The organism is Streptomyces sp. NPDC048254, from assembly GCF_043201895.1.
GTDB lineage: Bacteria > Actinomycetota > Actinomycetes > Streptomycetales > Streptomycetaceae > Streptomyces.
Map to the genome: position 1 here is coordinate 562877 of NZ_JBICZJ010000002.1, position 14893 is coordinate 577769.

A 14893-nucleotide genomic window follows, 5' to 3' on the forward strand; every position below is an offset into this window, starting at 1 on the left:
GGCCACGGACGCCGTTGACACCGTTGACGGTGCGGATGTCGTGGACGTCGTGGACGTCGTCGCGCTCGGCGAGTCCATGGTGACGTTCCTGCCCACGCGGCCGGGGCGCCTCGCGGACGTGCCGTCCTTCGACCGCGCGATCGGCGGGGCGGAGTCCAACCTGGCGTGTGCGCTGGCGGCGGCGGGACATTCGGTGCGGTGGGTCAGCCGGGTCGGCGCGGACGGGTTCGGCGACCATCTGGTGGAGACGGTGGCTTCGTACGGCGTCGACGTGGGACGCGTGGACCGTGACCCCGTGCGGCCGACCGGGGTGTACTTCCGTACGGCGGGGGACCGGGCGACGGACGCGCACGAGGTCGCGTACTACCGGGCGGGGTCGGCGGCTTCCGCCATGTCGGTGGAGACGGTGGACCTGACCGCGGTGCGGGCGGGGCGGGTTCTGCACCTGTCGGGCATCACGGCCGCGCTGTCGCCCGGGTGCCTGGACCTGCTGAGCGAGCTGACGGCTCCCGACGAGGGGCGGCCGGTGGTGTCCTTCGACGTCAACTACCGGCGCGGGTTGTGGGGTTCGGGCGACGGCCCTGATGTCCTGCTGGAGCTGGCGCGCCGGGCCGACGTTGTGTTTGTCGGGGAGGACGAGGCGGCGGAGGCGTGGGGGGTGACGGGCGGGCCGGAGGCGGTCCGGGCGGTACTGCCGGAGCCGGGGGTGTTGGTGGTGAAGCAGGGGGGAGCGGGGGCCATGGCTTTTGTGTCAGGTGCGTGGGGGCTGGTCGCGCAGTTCCCCGCGCCCCTGAAGGGGCGCTGTAGCTGCGGGCGTCTTGTCAGCTCACCCAGCTGCGGGCAGTCGTGCCGCTTGGGCGGCACGGGTGGGCGCAGCGGCACCCTGCCAACGCCGGTAAGTGACCCCACCCCCGCCCTCACCCCCGTCTTCGAACCCGCCCCCGCCGTCGACGTCGTCGCCCCCGTCGGTGCCGGTGACGCCTTCGCCGCCGGGGTTCTCTCCGGGGCCCTGCGGGGACTGCCCCTGCCTCGAACGCTGCGGCTCGGCCACCTCTACGCCGCCGCCGCTCTCACCACCCCCGCCGACCTCGCCGCACCCCCCGCCCGCGACACCGCCGACCGGCTGACCGCCCTCGACGCGGCCGCGTGGGAGAGACTTCGACTCGGCCCCGGCTGGACCCAAGCCGACCCGGCCGAAGAGGAGGTACGCACCCCATGAGCCAGACCGTCGACCGAGCGCTCAGCATCCTGCCGCTGCTCGCCGAGGGCCCCGCCGACCTCGGCCAGGTCGCCGAGCGCCTCGGCGTGCACAAGTCGACCGCGCTGCGGCTGCTGCGCACCCTCCACGAACACGGGCTCGTCTACCGTCAGTCCGACCAGCGCTACCGCCTCGGCGCCCGGCTCTTCGCGCTCGCCCAGGAGGCGATGGAGAACCTCGACATCCGCGAGATCGCCCACCCCCACCTGGCCCGGCTCAACGAGGCCTGCGGGCACACCGTGCACCTCGCCGTGTTCGAGGAGGGCGAGGTCCTCTACATCGACAAGGTCGAGAGCCGCTACCCGGTGCGCATGTACTCGCGGATCGGCAAGCCGGTGGCCATCACCGTCGCCGCCGTCGCCAAGCTGCTCCTCGCCGACCTGCCCGAGCCCGAGCGGCGCGCCCTCGCCGACAAGCTCGACTACCCCATGTACACGGCCCGTTCGACACCGAACGCGGAGGCCTTCCGCAAGGAACTGGCCAAGGTGCGCGAACAGGGCTGGGCCACCGACCTCGGCGGCCACGAGGAGTCCATCAACTGCGTCGCGGCCCCCGTCCGCGGCGCCGACGGCCGGGTCGTCGCCGCGATGTCGGTCTCCGCGCCCAACGTCGTCGTCACCGCCGACGAACTCCTCACCCTGCTCCCGCAGGTGCGCCGTACGGCGGACGCGATCAGCGGCGAGTACTCAGGCAGAACACCGATCAAGGAAGCCGGCAACCAATGACCGAGAAGACCGCCCTCACCCCCACGACCCACACCACGCCGCCCGCCAAGTTCTCCCACGGTGTGCGCAAGGGCAACATCCTCCAGGTCGCCGGCCAGGTCGGCTTCCTGCCCGCCGAGGAGGGCAAGCCCCCGACCCCGGCCGGCCCCACGCTCCGCGAGCAGACCCTCCAGACCCTCGCCAACGTCAAGGCGATCCTGGAGGAGGGCGGCGCCTCCTGGGACGACGTGATGATGATCCGCGTCTATCTGACGGACGTGGACCACTTCGCCGAGATGAACGGCATCTACAACACCTACTTCGAGGAGCAGGGCCTCACCGCCCCGCCCGCCGCCCGCACGACCGTCTACGTCGGTCTCCCCGCCGGCCTCCTCATCGAGATCGACGCCCTCGCCGTCCTCGGCTGACGGCCCGCCGACTCCCGCACGTCCCGCACGTCCCGCACGTCCTGCACGGCACGGCAACCCACCGGGTGCCGTGCCGCGATCCCCCCTGCCCGAAAGCACCTTGTACATACGAAGAGGACCCCCACATGTCATCCCTACCGCTCGCCGCCTCCACCGCACCAGCCACCCCACCCCACACCGGAGGCCTGCTCCTCCTCCTCGACGGCACCGCGGGACTGCTCACCGTCGCCGCCATCGGTATCGCCCTGCTCCTCTTCCTCATCATCAAGGCGCGGCTCCAGCCCTTCGTCGCCCTGCTCGCCGTGTCCATAACCGTCGGCCTGCTGGCCGGTCTCTCCGTCACCGAGCTCTTCGGCACCGTCCAGCGCTCGGACGCCGTCTCCACCATCGAGTCCGGCATGGGCGGCATCCTCGGCCATGTCGCGATCATCATCGGCCTCGGCACCATGCTCGGCGCGATCCTCGAAGTCAGCGGCGGGGCAGAGGTGCTGGCCTCCCGGCTGCTCAACCTCTTCGGGGAGAAGCGGGCCCCGCTCGCCATGGGCCTCACCGGCCTGATCTTCGGCATCCCCGTCTTCTTCGACGTCGGCATCTTTGTCCTCGCCCCCCTCGTCTACGCGGCCGCCAAGCGCGGCGGCAAGTCGATCCTCCTGTACTGCCTTCCGCTGCTCGCCGGTCTCTCCATGACCCACGCCTTCCTGCCGCCGCACCCCGGCCCGGTTGCCGCCGCCGCCCTGCTCCACGTCGACCTCGGCTGGGTCATCCTCATGGGCGTCGTCTGCGGCATCCCGGCGGTGCTGGCCGCATGGGTGTACTCGGCGTGGATCGGCAAGCGGATCTTCGTCGCCGTACCGCAGGACATGGTCGAGGCGGCCGACGAGGCCAAGCAGGCCGTGCTGGCCGAGCAGCGGGCGGCCGGCGTCGAGCCGCAGGAGACGCCGGTGCCGCTCGGCACGGTCCTCGCCATCATCGGTACGCCGCTGGTCCTGATCCTCGCCGCGACCTTCTCCTCGATCGCCCTGGACCCCTCCACCGGCCGCTCGGTGATCGAGTTCTTCGGCACGCCGATGGTCGCCCTCACCCTCGCCCTGGTGCTCGCCTACTACCTGCTGGGCATCCGGCGCGGCTGGTCCCGCAAGTCCCTGGAGACGGTGTCGACCGCGTCCCTCAAGCCGGTCGGCAACATCCTGCTGGTGGTCGGCGCGGGCGGGATCTTCGGTGCCGTGCTGAAGGCCAGCGGGGTCGCCCAGGCCCTGTCCGACACCTTCAACGGCGTGGGCCTCCCGGTGATCGTCCTCTCCTACCTGATCTCCGTCGTCCTGCGGGTCGCGCAGGGCTCGGCGACGGTGGCGATCGTGACGACGGCCGGCATCGTCGCCCCGCTGCTGAGCGAGGGCCACCACTCCCAGGCCTTCGTCGCCCTCGTCATCATGGCCATCTCGGCGGGCTCCATCTTCGCCTCGCACGTCAACGACGGCGGCTTCTGGATGGTCGCCAAGTACTTCGGCATCAGCGAGCGGGACACTCTGAGGACGTGGACCGTGTTGGAGACGGTGTTGTCGGTGGCCGGGTTCGTGGTGGCGGGTGTGCTCAGCGTCTTCGTGTAGGCGTGATGTGCGTGCTTCGTCTTCGCCTCGCACGTCGACGTCGGTGCCCGTGCCCGGAGGGCACTGATGGATGCAGCTGGATGGTGGCGAAGTACTTCGGCATCAGCGAGCGGGACACTCTGAGGACGTGGACCGTGCTGGAGACGGTGTTGTCGGTGGCCGGGTTCGTGGTGGCGGGTGTGCTCAGCGTCTTCGTGTAGGCGTCTGATAACGAAGTCGGGACCGGCTGTCTCCGGCACAGGTTCTTGGACCATACTGCCCGCTGTGGAGCAGCGCATAGGAGCCAACAGCCAGCCCCTGGAAGGCGCCGGATTCGACCCGGCCTTCATCCCCGGGCTCACCTCACCCGCGTCCGCCAAGCCGGAGGACGCGGGGCCGGAGGACACCCGGCCCGAGGGTGCCGAGGGTGCCGAGGCGACGGTGGAACCGGTGGCCCTGACCAAGGACGCGGCCGCCGCCGACACCGCGGTGGACGAGGACGCCGAAGACGCCGAGGAGACCGAGGCCGCCCTCGATGGGCCCGTCTTCGAGGCCTCCGACCGGCGCGCCCGGATAGTGGCCGACCACCAGGGCGTGCGCCTCAGCCTCGACGAGGAGAAGTGCGAGTTCCGCTGGGACGAGATCGGCGCGATCGAGACCGAGGCACCGCGCTTCGGGAAGCGCTTCACGATCACCGTTCACACCCCGGAGCGCCGCTGGTACCCCATCGAGATCGAGGCGACGTCCCGCACCCGCTTCAAGGAGTGGGAGGACGACCTGGACGCCGTCCTGGACGCGTACTTCGAGGACGGCGAGGAAGAGGAAGACGCCCTGGAGGCGGACGACAAGACCGAGACCGGAACCGAGACCGAGACCGAGGCCGAGGACAAGGTCCGCGACGAGAAGTAGCCCGGCGCAGGCGGGCGGCCCCGGTCCCGTGGCCGCCTAGCCGCAGTACTGTGCTTCCTTCCCGATCGACCGGTACATGCAGTCCGCGTTCTCCAGCAGCTGGAACACCGCGTCCCGGTTCCGGGAGGTCTCCCGCTCGATCACCTCGTCGGGCGGGTAGAACCCGCCCCCGGAACTGGACGTCGGGTACATCTCGAAGGTGAAGTCGAAGATCTTCTGCGTACCCCACAGATAGTCGTCGATCGACCCGTCCGTGATGTACAGATCACTCGACTGCTCCGGCGTGTAGCCGTTGCTGGCCGCCATCTTCTGCCCCACGGCCTTGAACGCGGCCGCGTCGTCCGCGGTCATCCCGGTGGCCGTGTCGGCCGTCGTGTACCCGAACGGCCACAGCACCAGCTCGCTGTACGTGTGGAAGTCGATCCCGGCCTTGATCTGCTGCTTCCCGCCGACGACCCGGCTGCGCACGAAGTCGGCGACCACCTTCACCTCCGGCGCCGACTCGGCGGCCGCGCCCCGGTAGGTCTCCGAGGACGTGGAGCCCGAGGATCCGCCGCAGCAGCCGAACTTGTAGTTCCAGTTCCGGTTCAGGTCCGTACCGACGTACGACGAACCGGAGTTGGGCTGCCGGTTCTTGCGCCACGACCGGTACGAGCCGGTGGCGATGTCGTACTCGCCGCCGTCCGGGTTGAGATCGGGGACGATCCAGATCTCCCGGCTGTTGACGATGTTCGTGACCCGGGAGTCGGAGCCGTATCCCGCGCCCAGCTCCCGCAGCAGATACAGGGCCATCTCCACCGTGAGGTGCTCGCGCGCGTGCTGGTGGAAGGTGAGGAGGACCTCGGGTTCGTTCTCGTCCGTCGCGACGTTGTCGCTGACCTTGATGGCGACGATGTCCCGGCCCTGGTACGACTTGCCGATCACCTGCCTGCTCATGATGGCGGGGTAGGCGGCGAGCCGCTGGCCGATCTCGGTGTTCGCCTCGGCGTAGTTGTGGTACTTCGAGTCGGCCGTCGGGAAGTCGAACAGGCGCAGCTCGTCGGCGGCGGTGGACCGGTCGGGGGCCGCGCCGAGGGGTGTGACCTCGTAGCCGAGGCGTTTCAGCGCGGCGATCTGCGAGGCCCGTCCGGAGACGACCACCGTCTCCTCGTCGACCTCGTCCACGGTGACACCGGTCTGCTGGATGGCCGCGCGGGTCACGGGGGTGGTGCTCTGGTGGATCTCGTACTGCCGGACGTCGTCGGCCGAGGGCGGCGCCGGGCGCGCGCTGTCGGCGGTCGCGTGGGTGGCCGTCGCCGACACTGGGGCCGCGAGGGCGAGGGCCAGCAGGGTGCCCAGCGCGGCGGTCCGGCCGCGGCGGAGGGCGCCGGAGCCGCGAATGCGAAGTCGCATGAAATCTCCTGGGGGAGGTGGGGGTGGTTCACTGCGACGAACCTGTGCGGTTGTTGTGCCGAGACTGTGCGGGTGCCGCTCATCGTCCAAGGAATGGCATGAACAGGTCAAGACTGTAAAACTGGCCGCGGAATCCAGCCGCGGAAACCGGCCGCGCGAAACGGCCGCGCAGAGTACGCCTTTACCCCCAACCGCAGGCGGCCCCCACCGAAATACACCCACCCGCGTGACGTCCGTGTGCGTCTCCCCGGTCCACCGGGAGACCGTGGACGGAGGGCCAGGAGGAGGGCTGGGTGATGACGAGCACCAGGACGAGCGCGCGCCCCGCCGCGGCCGAGGGCCACTTCGACCACCGGATGGCCGTGTTCGGCTCGGACGAAGGGTTCGTCGCCGCCGCCCTGCCCTTCCTCGCGAAGGGGCTCGCCGCCCCCGACGAGCCGCCGCCCGTCGCCATCGCCGCCCCCGGCCTGCTGGCCGCCCTGCGCGACGCGCTCGGCGCCGACGCCCGGGACATCGGCTTCATCGACCACACCGACTGGTACACGGGCACGGCCGCCAACGCCGTGGCCCAGGGCGCCGGCTACCTCGCCGCGAACGCCGGACCCGGCGGCCGTCTTCATCTCCTCATGGAACCCGACTGGACGGGCCGGGCCGGGCGTTCGGCGCGGGAGAGCACCGAGTGGATCCGCTACGAGTCCCTCGCCAATCTCCTGTTCGCCCCCTTCGCCACCACGGCCCTGTGCGCGTACGACACCCGGACGGCGGGGCCGGCCGTCGTCGACGCGGCCCGCCGCGCCCACCCGGGTACCGGGGTGTACGAGCAACCGCCGGTACTGGTACGCGAACTGGACGCCGTACCGCTGCCGCCGCCCCCGCGGACGGTCACCTGGCTGCCGGCCGCGGAGTCGGTACGCGCCTGGGCGGCCGGGCAGGGGCTGGCGGCCGCGGACGCGGAGCTGTTCGCACGGGCGGTCGTGGCCGCGGCCGGCGCCCATGGTCCGGTCGTCGAGTTCCTCGCCTGGGGCGAGGCGCCGGCCTGCGTCTGCGAGCTGCGGCTGTGCCGGCCCGTGGGGGATCCGCTCGCCGGCTTCGTGCCACCGCGGGGCGGGGAGCCGGAACCCGGGCAGGGGTTGTGGTTCACCCGCCAGGTGTGCGCGTACGTCGATGTGCGGGACGGGGCGCCGGGGGACCGGGCGAAGATCCGCGTCCAGTACGCGTGAACGGTGTGGTTCGAGCTCGGTACGTGCGGGTGCGAGCGGCTCCGCCGGGCGGGCCGCGACGGGGGGTGGGCGTCGCGGCCCGTCGTGCGAGCGCGGGATCGTCGTGGCTGATCGTGCCCACGCGGCGGCAGCCGCAGATCGACGGCCCCGCGCCCCTCGGGTGCGCTACGGCAGGCCGTGGACGTGGGCTCCGACCGAGTTGGACCACGCGTTGCCCGACGACGCGTCCCAGTTGGTCGACCAGGTCATCGCGCCCCGCAGGTCGGGGTACGCGGTCGACGGCTTGAAGGAGCCGCAGTTGGTGAGCTTGGTCAGGCAGTCCAGGGCGTTGTTGACCACGGTCGGCGAGACGTAGCCGCTGCCCGCCGCGCTGGTCGACGCCGGCAGGCCGAGGCCCACCTGGGACGGGGACAGCCCGCCCTGCAGCTGGATGCAGGCCAGCGCGGTGAGGAAGTCCACCGAGCCCTGGCTGTACACCTTGCCGTCGCAGCCCAGCATGGAACCGCTGTTGTAGTACTGCATGTTGACGACGGTGAGGATGTCCTTGACGTTCAGGGCCGTCTGGAAGTACCCGTTGGACGTCGACTGCATGTCGATCGTCTGCGGGGCCATGGTGATGATCAGCGAGGAGCCCGCCTTCGACGACAGCGAGCGCAGCGCCTGGCTCATGTAGGTGGCGTTGATGCCGTTCTCCAGGTCGATGTCGACGCCGTCGAAGCCGTACGTCTGCATCAGCGAATAGACGGAGTTGGCGAAGTTCGTCGCGGACGCCGAGTCGCTCACCGAGATCGTGCCGTTCTGGCCGCCGATGGAGATGACGACCTTCTTGCCGGCCGCCTTCTTGGCCTGGATGTCGGCCTTGAACTGGTCGACCGTGTACCCGCCGAGCCCGGCGGAGTCGAGGGTGAAGCTCACCGCGCCCGGTGTGCTGGTCGCGTCCGCGAAGGCGACGGCGATGATGTCGTAGGAGGAGGGCACGCCCGAGATCTTCTGGACGGTGGCGCCGTTGTTGAAGTTCTGCCAGTAGCCCGTCACCGCGTGCTTGGGCAGCGTGCCGCCGCCGTTGCCGCCGGAAGCGGTCGTCGTCGCCGTCACCGCCGTCGACTTCGCGGACTCACCCGCCGAGTTGGTCGCGGTGACCTGGAAGGAGTACGACGTCGAGGCGGCGAGGCCGGTGATCGTGGCCGAGGCGCCGGTGACCGCCGTGACCTTGGTGCCGTTCTGGTAGACGTTGTAGCCGGTCGCGCCCGACACCGCGCTCCAGGACAGGGACGCCGAGGACGACGTCGTACCGGAGACCGCGAGGCCGGTCGGGGTGGCGGGGACGGTCGGCGCCGGGTCGGAGCCGCCGCCGCCGTCGGGGCCGAAGACCGAGACGTCGTCGGCGTAGTAGGCGGCCTGGCCGTACCAGCCGTGGGTCCACACCGTGACCGAGGTGGTCGAGGAGCCGGTGGTGAACGTCGTCGACAGCTGCGTCCAGGACGTGTTCGGGGTCCAGGTCGACACGTCCGTGGTGCCGGTGCCGGTCACACCGAGGTAGGTGTAGGAGCCCTGCACCCACGCGCTCAGCGTGTAGGTGGAGTTCGCCTTCACCGCCACCGTCTGGCTGCACTGGGCGTAGTCCTGCCCGGCCGGGGTCGCCTTGAGGGCGGCGGCGCCGGAGTGGACGGGGGAGGAGACGGTCGTACCGCTGTTCGCGGAGCAGGTCCAGTTGGTGAGGGCCGACTCGAAGCCGGCGTTCTTCACGTTGTTGACGTCGGCGGCGGAGGCCGGGGAGGAGGCCAGGCCCGCCATCGCGAGTGCCGTGGCGAGCGCGGCCACGGCAGACCAGGTTCGGATACCTCGCTGTCCGGCATGCCGGGACACGAGTCGGGGGATGAGTCTGGGCATGACAATCAAGGTGGTCCAGACCAATTCACGTGTCAATAGGTCCAGACCAAATTCAAAGCCGCCGCTGACCGGACCAGACCCCGGTCATATGCTCAACCTGTCCCGTTTTGGCGCAAGTTGTATGGTCACGGATCCCAGACAGCTGGACAAACGCTGTTCTCCGGCCACAGAGGCGTGGTTACAGTGCTGAGGTAGTCACGCAATGAAGTCGTCCCGGCTCATTGGAGTAACACCGGTGGGCCGCCGGGGTGTGAAGAGCGGGGAGCTGCGCGTGCCAACTGCCATTGCCGTGACCAGCGCCGACATGGCGCTGCCGGTGCAGGACGAGCGGACCATGCCCGCGGTCGTGCTCCGGGACCTGGACCAGCGGCCCCTCGACCAGACCCTCGCCGAGTTCGTGGCGCTCATCGAGCAGCACGGGCACGTCATCGTCGTCTGCTCCGCGGCCGTACCCGAAGCCGTGACCCGGCGCCTGCACACCCTGCGCTCCCTGCTGGAGAGCGACCGGATCGCCCTGTTCCGCCCCGACCTCCCGCCGCTCGGCATCGCCGTCCTGGCCCGGCAGTTGCGGCAGCTGGCCTCCTGCGACCTCAGCCCCGGCGTACTCGCGTCGGCCGGCCGGCTGCTCACCCACTACATCCACTCCGGCGCGGTCCTCGGCTCGGTCGCCAAGCTGGACCGGGTCCCGGTCACCCTCAAGGCACACGCCAAGTCCTGGATGCCCGGCACCCAGTTCGCGGTCGTCGCGCACCCCCAACCGCAACTGGTCCGGGTCGGCCCCGAGGCGACCCTGACCGGACCCGAGTTCAGCACCTGGATGCTGGTCGCCAGGGGACAGCTGCAGTCCGAGTGGATCGGTGGCCTCGCCAAGTCCTGGGGCGCGTACGGGCTGCGCGAGACCCCGCTGCCGGCCGAGTCGTCCCAGTGGTGGGGGACCGGCCGGATGATCGAGTTCACCAGCTATCTCGCCGACCTGTCGGTCCTCTACCAGCTGGTCACCTCGGTCCGGCAGACCAGCTGCCACTGGTGCGGCATCGACGTCATCGGCGACCGCTGTGTCTTCTGCTCAGCCACCCCGCCCGTCTACGACCCGCCGGCGCACCGCGCGCTGGAACAGCGGACGCCCGCCTGACCCGTACCACCCACCGCACCCACCGCTCGGTTCCCCCACTTCCCCCGATGAGGTCGCACGGTCCATGAACTCCCGTCAGCGCCGCGGCGTGATACTCCTGATCCTGTCGGTGATCTGCGCGCTCGGCGCGTTCGCCGGCGTGCTCTCGGTCATCGACAACGCGAAGTCCGAGGTCGGCCCCAAGGTCACCGCGTACAAGGTCCGGTCGGACGTCAAGCCGTACACGACGCTGAGCGCCGGCCAGTTCCAGAAGGTCGAGATGCCCAAGCGGTGGCTGTCCGCCAACGCCGTCACCAGCCTCAGCGCGATCGAGGGAAAGATCGCGGTCACCACGCTGAAGAAGGGCTCGCTGCTCCAGACCGACATGATCGTCGACCAGCCCGCGCTGAAGGCCGGCGAGCAGGAGGTCGCGATCATGATCGACGCGGCCACCGGAGTGGCCGGCAAGATCACCCCGGGCTCGCTGGTCAACGTCTACGCCACCTTCGAGGGCAAGCAGCAGAGCGACCCCGACCAGTCGAAGATCATCGTGACCAACGCCCGGGTCCTGGACGTCGGCGCCCAGCTCAGCTACGTGGACCCGGACAACCGGAACCAGCAGCCCAGCGATGCCGTCCCCATCACCTTCGCGCTGTCCACGCTCGACGCCCAGCGCCTCACCTACGCGGAGTCCTTCGCCCAGCGGGTCCGGCTCGCCCTGGTCGCGCCCGGCACGACGACCACCGTGCCGGACAAGGACCGCACCTACGAACTCGCGACGGACAAGTGAGAGGCGCCTCGCATGCCCATCAGGATCCTCCCCGCCGTCGGTGACGCGGACGCCGTCCGCTCCCTGGTCTCCCTGCTCAGCCAGCTCCCGGACAGCGAACCGCTGCCGCCCGTCGTCGACTCCACCCAACTCGTCGACACCCTGGCCCGGTTCGCCGCCGAGTCCGTCGACGAACTCCCCGAGGTCGTCGTCGTCCACGAACGCATCGGCCCGGTCCCCGCCCTGGAGCTGATCCGCGAGGTCGCCCTGCGCTTCCCGGCGGTCGGCGTCGTCCTCGTCACCACCGACACCAGCCCCGGCCTGTTCGCCGCCGCGATGGACTCCGGCGCCCGCGGCCTCGTCGGGCTCCCCATGAGCTACGAGGAGCTGGCCGGCCGCGTCCAGGCGGTCGCCCAGTGGTCCACGGGCGTACGGCGCCACCTCGGCCACGGCGCGGACGCGTTCGCCGGCGTCGGCGGGACCGTCGTCACCGTCAGCGGCGCGAAGGGCGGGACCGGCGCGACCCTGGTGGCGATCCAGATCGCCCTCGCCGCGCAGGCCTCCGGCCACTCCACCGCCCTGGTCGACCTCGACCTCCAGACCGGGGACGTCGCCTCCTACCTGGACGTCCAGTTCCGCCGCTCGGTCGCCGACCTGGCCGCGGTGGGCGACATCTCCCCCCGGGTCATGGCCGAGGCCGTCTTCCGCCACGACTCCGGGCTCGCCCTGCTCCTCGCACCCGCCGAGGGCGAACGCGGCGAGGAGGTCACCGACCGGGCCGCCCGCCAGATCCTCAGCGCCCTGCGCTCCCGCTACGAGATCGTGGTCGTCGACTGCGGCGCCCAGCTCGGCGGGGCGGGCGCGGCGGCCGTGGAGACCGCCGACCTGGCGCTCCTGGTGACCACGCCCGACGTGGTCGCCGTACGCGCGGCCAAGCGCACGGTGCGGATGTGGGACCGGCTGCAGATCCGCAAGGCCGAGGAGACGACGGTGGTCGTCAACCGGCACACCAGGGCCACGGAGATCCAGCCGGCCCTGATCCAGCGGATCACCGGCACGGCGCTGGCGGGCACCCCGATCCCCGCCAACTTCAAGGAACTCCAGGGCGTGGTGGACGCCGGGCGGATCCACGAACTGGACGCCCGCAGCACGGTGAAGCAGGCGCTGTGGGCGCTGGCCGGGGAGCTGGGGCTGGTACGGACCGCGGAGGGAACGGTGCCGCGCCGGGCGCGGGGCGCGGAGCGGCCGGCGGTGGGTTTCCGGCGGCGGAGGGAGCTGCCATGAAAGGCCGTCGGCCGGGTGCGGGTGCGTGGGGGCCGGTCGCGCGGTTCCCCGCGCCCCTTGGGCGCGCTTCAGCGACGCGCGTCTTTGAAGCGTCCCGCAAGGAGGCGTCCCGCAAGGAGGCGCCCCGTAGGGGCGCGGGGAACTGCGCGCTCAGCCCCCACCGGCCCGCGCCCGAGCGACGGCCTGCCGTGCCCGCGCCCGAGCGACGGCCTGCCGTGCCCGCGCCCGAGCGACGGCCTGCCGTGCCCGCGCCCGAGCGACGGCCTGCCGTGCCCGCGCCCGCGCCCGACCGCGGCCAAGTCACTATCGAACTCCTCGGCATGACCCCGGTCATCATCCTCACCCTCGTGCTCATGTGGCAGGCCGTCCTCGTCGGATACGCCTTCACCCTCGCCGGAAACGCCGCCGACGAAGGCGCCCGGGCGGCCGCGGCCGTCCCCCCGGGGCAACGGCAGGGCGCCTGCGAGCAGGCCGCGCTGGAGGACCTCTCCAGCGCCTGGCGGGAGGGCGCCACCGTGGAGTGCGGCGGCACCGGCATGGTCACCGCGGACGTCTCCCTGCACGTCCCGGTCCTCTTCCCCGGCACGATCGACTTCCCCGTCACGGTGACCGGCCACGCCGGCACGGTGGAGGAGGTGAAGCAATGACGCGTCGCACCGACCGCGACCGCGGCCAGGTCGCCATCGAGTACCTGGGCTTCATCCCGGTCCTGCTCATCGTCGGACTGGCCGGCATCCAGCTCGGCGCCGTCGCCTACGCCGCCGAGCAGGCCGGGACGGCGGCCCGGGCGGGGGCACGGGCCGCCTCGCTGCACGAAGACGTCGGCGCGGCCTGCGCCGCCGCGGTCAGCGGCGGGATCGACGTGAGCTGCGCGTCCTCCGGCGGCGGCGACTCGGTCACCGTGACCGCCACGGTCCACATCCCGAAGATCGTCTGGGAGCTGGGCAACGCCACCAAGTCCGCCACGATGCCCGTCGACCACTGAACGAGGAGTACCGCGACATGAGCCTGCGGGCACGTATCAACTCCCCCGAGGAGCACGGCAGCCGGGGCGAGGACGGCCATCTGGTCTCCTCCTACCGGGCCAAGCTCATGGAGGAGATCGACCTCGCGGAGATGAGCGCGCTGGCCGCCGCCGAGCGCCGGGCCCGCCTCGAACGCGTCCTCGGCCACATCATCAGCCGCGAGGGCCCGGTGCTGTCGACCGTCGAGCGCTCCCAGCTGATCCGCCGGGTCGTCGACGAGGCTCTCGGCCTCGGCATCCTGGAGCCGCTGCTCGAAGACGCGTCGATCACGGAGATCATGGTGAACGGCCCCGACGCGATCTTCGTCGAGCGCGGCGGCCGGGTCGAGCAGCTGCCGCTGCGGTTCGCGTCCGCCGACCAGCTGATGCAGACCATCGAGCGGATCGTCTCCACGGTCAACCGCCGCGTGGACGAGTCCAACCCGATGGTCGACGCCCGCCTGCCCTCCGGCGAACGCGTCAACGTCATCATCCCGCCGCTCTCCCTGACCGGCCCCATCCTCACCATCCGCCGCTTCCCGCGCTCCTTCACCCTCCAGGAGCTGATCGGCTTCGGCTCGCTCGACGAGCACATGGTGTTCCTGCTGGCCGGCCTGGTGCAGGCGAAGCTCAACATCATCGTCTCCGGCGCCACCGGCACCGGGAAGACGACCCTGCTGAACGCCCTCTCCGGGCTCATCCCGGCGCACGAACGCATCATCACCATCGAGGACTCCGCCGAACTCCAGCTCCAGCAGTCGCACGTGGTCCGTCTGGAGTCGCGCCCGGCGAACGTCGAGGGCAAGGGCCAGGTCTCCATCCGCGACCTGGTCCGCAACTCACTGCGGATGCGCCCCGACCGGATCGTGGTCGGCGAGGTCCGCGGCGGTGAGTCCCTGGACATGCTCCAGGCCATGTCCACCGGCCACGACGGCTCGCTCGCGACCGTCCACGCCAACAGCGCCGAGGACGCCCTGACCCGGCTCCAGACCCTGGCCTCCATGTCGGACGTCGAAGTCCCCTTCGTCGCCCTGCACGACCAGATCAACAGCGCCGTCGAGGTCATCGTCCAGCTGACCCGGTTCGCGGACGGCGCCCGCCGGATCACCGAGATCGCGGTACTGGACAGCCACGGCAGCGAGCCGTACCGGCTGGCGACGGTGGCCCGCTTCGACGCCCGGCCCATGACCCACGACGGCCATGTCCACGGCGCCTTCCAGTACTTCCCGCTCCCGCGCCGCACCGCCGACCGCCTCTACATGGCGAGCCAGCCCATCCCGCAGGCCTTCGGCGTGGCCCAGCACTTCGACCAGCTCACCACCCGAGAAGCGAGGTAGGC

14 protein-coding genes and 1 pseudogene are annotated in these 14893 nt (G+C 71.1%); 13 read left to right on the plus strand and 2 right to left on the minus strand.

Annotated features, from left to right (window positions below; genetic code table 11):
• Positions 1–76 precede the first annotated feature (76 nt).
• From ACGFZQ_RS07870 to ACGFZQ_RS07895, 6 genes and pseudogenes are all read left to right on the plus strand, one after another.
• Positions 77–1219: a sugar kinase gene (locus ACGFZQ_RS07870; protein WP_393839874.1), complete on the plus strand. Its 1143-nt coding sequence runs from the start codon at positions 77–79 to the stop codon at positions 1217–1219.
• Entirely contained in the window at positions 1216–1983 is a 768-nt protein-coding gene (locus ACGFZQ_RS07875) for an IclR family transcriptional regulator (protein WP_393839600.1), read from the plus strand. Before ACGFZQ_RS07870 ends, ACGFZQ_RS07875 begins: the two co-directional genes overlap by 4 nt.
• The gene (locus ACGFZQ_RS07880; RefSeq protein WP_351708518.1) at positions 1980–2390 is read left to right on the plus strand and encodes a RidA family protein; all 411 of its coding nucleotides are present in this window, start codon (positions 1980–1982) and stop codon (positions 2388–2390) included. The genes ACGFZQ_RS07875 and ACGFZQ_RS07880 overlap by 4 nt, the downstream gene beginning before the upstream one ends.
• Before the next feature lie 125 nt (positions 2391–2515).
• A complete protein-coding gene (locus tag ACGFZQ_RS07885; protein ID WP_393839601.1) occupies positions 2516–3997 on the plus strand; it encodes a GntP family permease in 1482 nt (493 codons plus the stop codon).
• Between the two features lie 77 nt (positions 3998–4074).
• Positions 4075–4197: pseudogene (locus ACGFZQ_RS07890) on the plus strand (hypothetical protein); the annotation flags it as partial.
• A 64-nt stretch (positions 4198–4261) separates the two neighbouring features.
• On the plus strand, positions 4262–4885 hold the full coding sequence (locus tag ACGFZQ_RS07895) for a hypothetical protein (protein ID WP_393839602.1): 624 nt from the start codon (positions 4262–4264) through the stop codon (positions 4883–4885).
• A 36-nt stretch (positions 4886–4921) separates the two neighbouring features.
• Here the strand turns inward: ACGFZQ_RS07895 and ACGFZQ_RS07900 are convergent, their stop codons facing one another.
• A complete protein-coding gene (locus ACGFZQ_RS07900) occupies positions 4922–6277 on the minus strand; it encodes a M14 family metallopeptidase (protein WP_393839603.1) in 1356 nt (451 codons plus the stop codon).
• A gap of 296 nt (positions 6278–6573) precedes the next feature.
• Between ACGFZQ_RS07900 and ACGFZQ_RS07905 the strand changes: the two genes are divergently transcribed.
• A complete protein-coding gene (locus ACGFZQ_RS07905; RefSeq protein ID WP_393839604.1) occupies positions 6574–7497 on the plus strand; it encodes an anti-sigma factor RsbA family regulatory protein in 924 nt (307 codons plus the stop codon).
• 165 nt (positions 7498–7662) lie between these two features.
• Here the strand turns inward: ACGFZQ_RS07905 and ACGFZQ_RS07910 are convergent, their stop codons facing one another.
• Complete coding sequence (locus ACGFZQ_RS07910; protein ID WP_393839605.1) at positions 7663–9387, minus strand: chitinase; 1725 nt, start codon at positions 9385–9387, stop codon at positions 7663–7665.
• Between the two features lie 235 nt (positions 9388–9622).
• On the opposite strand from ACGFZQ_RS07910, the gene ACGFZQ_RS07915 reads away from it, so the two are divergent.
• The 6 genes from ACGFZQ_RS07915 to ACGFZQ_RS07940 all read left to right on the plus strand — a co-directional run bounded on the left by ACGFZQ_RS07915 (position 9623) and on the right by ACGFZQ_RS07940 (position 14891).
• Positions 9623–10519: a hypothetical protein gene (locus tag ACGFZQ_RS07915; RefSeq protein ID WP_382537680.1), complete on the plus strand. Its 897-nt coding sequence runs from the start codon at positions 9623–9625 to the stop codon at positions 10517–10519.
• A 64-nt stretch (positions 10520–10583) separates the two neighbouring features.
• Entirely contained in the window at positions 10584–11288 is a 705-nt protein-coding gene (gene cpaB / locus ACGFZQ_RS07920; protein ID WP_393839606.1) for a Flp pilus assembly protein CpaB, read from the plus strand.
• 12 nt (positions 11289–11300) lie between these two features.
• On the plus strand, positions 11301–12551 hold the full coding sequence (locus tag ACGFZQ_RS07925) for an AAA family ATPase (protein ID WP_351741600.1): 1251 nt from the start codon (positions 11301–11303) through the stop codon (positions 12549–12551).
• A 320-nt stretch (positions 12552–12871) separates the two neighbouring features.
• Positions 12872–13198 carry a pilus assembly protein gene (locus ACGFZQ_RS07930; protein WP_393839607.1) on the plus strand — a complete coding sequence of 109 codons (327 nt, stop codon included), beginning with the start codon at positions 12872–12874 and terminating at the stop codon, positions 13196–13198.
• Positions 13195–13536 (plus strand): TadE/TadG family type IV pilus assembly protein, encoded by a 342-nt coding sequence (locus tag ACGFZQ_RS07935; RefSeq protein ID WP_393839608.1) that lies wholly within the window; start codon positions 13195–13197, stop codon positions 13534–13536. The genes ACGFZQ_RS07930 and ACGFZQ_RS07935 overlap by 4 nt, the downstream gene beginning before the upstream one ends.
• A 17-nt stretch (positions 13537–13553) precedes the next feature.
• Positions 13554–14891 carry a CpaF family protein gene (locus ACGFZQ_RS07940; protein WP_393839609.1) on the plus strand — a complete coding sequence of 446 codons (1338 nt, stop codon included), beginning with the start codon at positions 13554–13556 and terminating at the stop codon, positions 14889–14891.
• Positions 14892–14893 lie beyond the last annotated feature (2 nt).

Bases quoted from the DNA above. Each gene is read 5' to 3' on its own strand.
- ACGFZQ_RS07870 (WP_393839874.1), top strand. From the start codon at position 77: ATGGTGACGTTCCTGCCCACGCGGCCGGGGCGCCTCGCGGACGTGCCG.
- ACGFZQ_RS07875 (WP_393839600.1), top strand. From the start codon at position 1,216: ATGAGCCAGACCGTCGACCGAGCGCTCAGCATCCTGCCGCTGCTCGCC.
- ACGFZQ_RS07880 (WP_351708518.1), top strand. From the start codon at position 1,980: ATGACCGAGAAGACCGCCCTCACCCCCACGACCCACACCACGCCGCCC.
- ACGFZQ_RS07885 (WP_393839601.1), top strand. From the start codon at position 2,516: ATGTCATCCCTACCGCTCGCCGCCTCCACCGCACCAGCCACCCCACCC.
- ACGFZQ_RS07900 (WP_393839603.1), bottom strand. From the start codon at position 6,277: ATGCGACTTCGCATTCGCGGCTCCGGCGCCCTCCGCCGCGGCCGGACC.
- ACGFZQ_RS07905 (WP_393839604.1), top strand. From the start codon at position 6,574: ATGACGAGCACCAGGACGAGCGCGCGCCCCGCCGCGGCCGAGGGCCAC.
- ACGFZQ_RS07910 (WP_393839605.1), bottom strand. From the start codon at position 9,387: ATGCCCAGACTCATCCCCCGACTCGTGTCCCGGCATGCCGGACAGCGA.
- cpaB (WP_393839606.1), top strand. From the start codon at position 10,584: ATGAACTCCCGTCAGCGCCGCGGCGTGATACTCCTGATCCTGTCGGTG.
- ACGFZQ_RS07925 (WP_351741600.1), top strand. From the start codon at position 11,301: ATGCCCATCAGGATCCTCCCCGCCGTCGGTGACGCGGACGCCGTCCGC.
- ACGFZQ_RS07930 (WP_393839607.1), top strand. From the start codon at position 12,872: ATGACCCCGGTCATCATCCTCACCCTCGTGCTCATGTGGCAGGCCGTC.
- ACGFZQ_RS07935 (WP_393839608.1), top strand. From the start codon at position 13,195: ATGACGCGTCGCACCGACCGCGACCGCGGCCAGGTCGCCATCGAGTAC.
- ACGFZQ_RS07940 (WP_393839609.1), top strand. From the start codon at position 13,554: ATGAGCCTGCGGGCACGTATCAACTCCCCCGAGGAGCACGGCAGCCGG.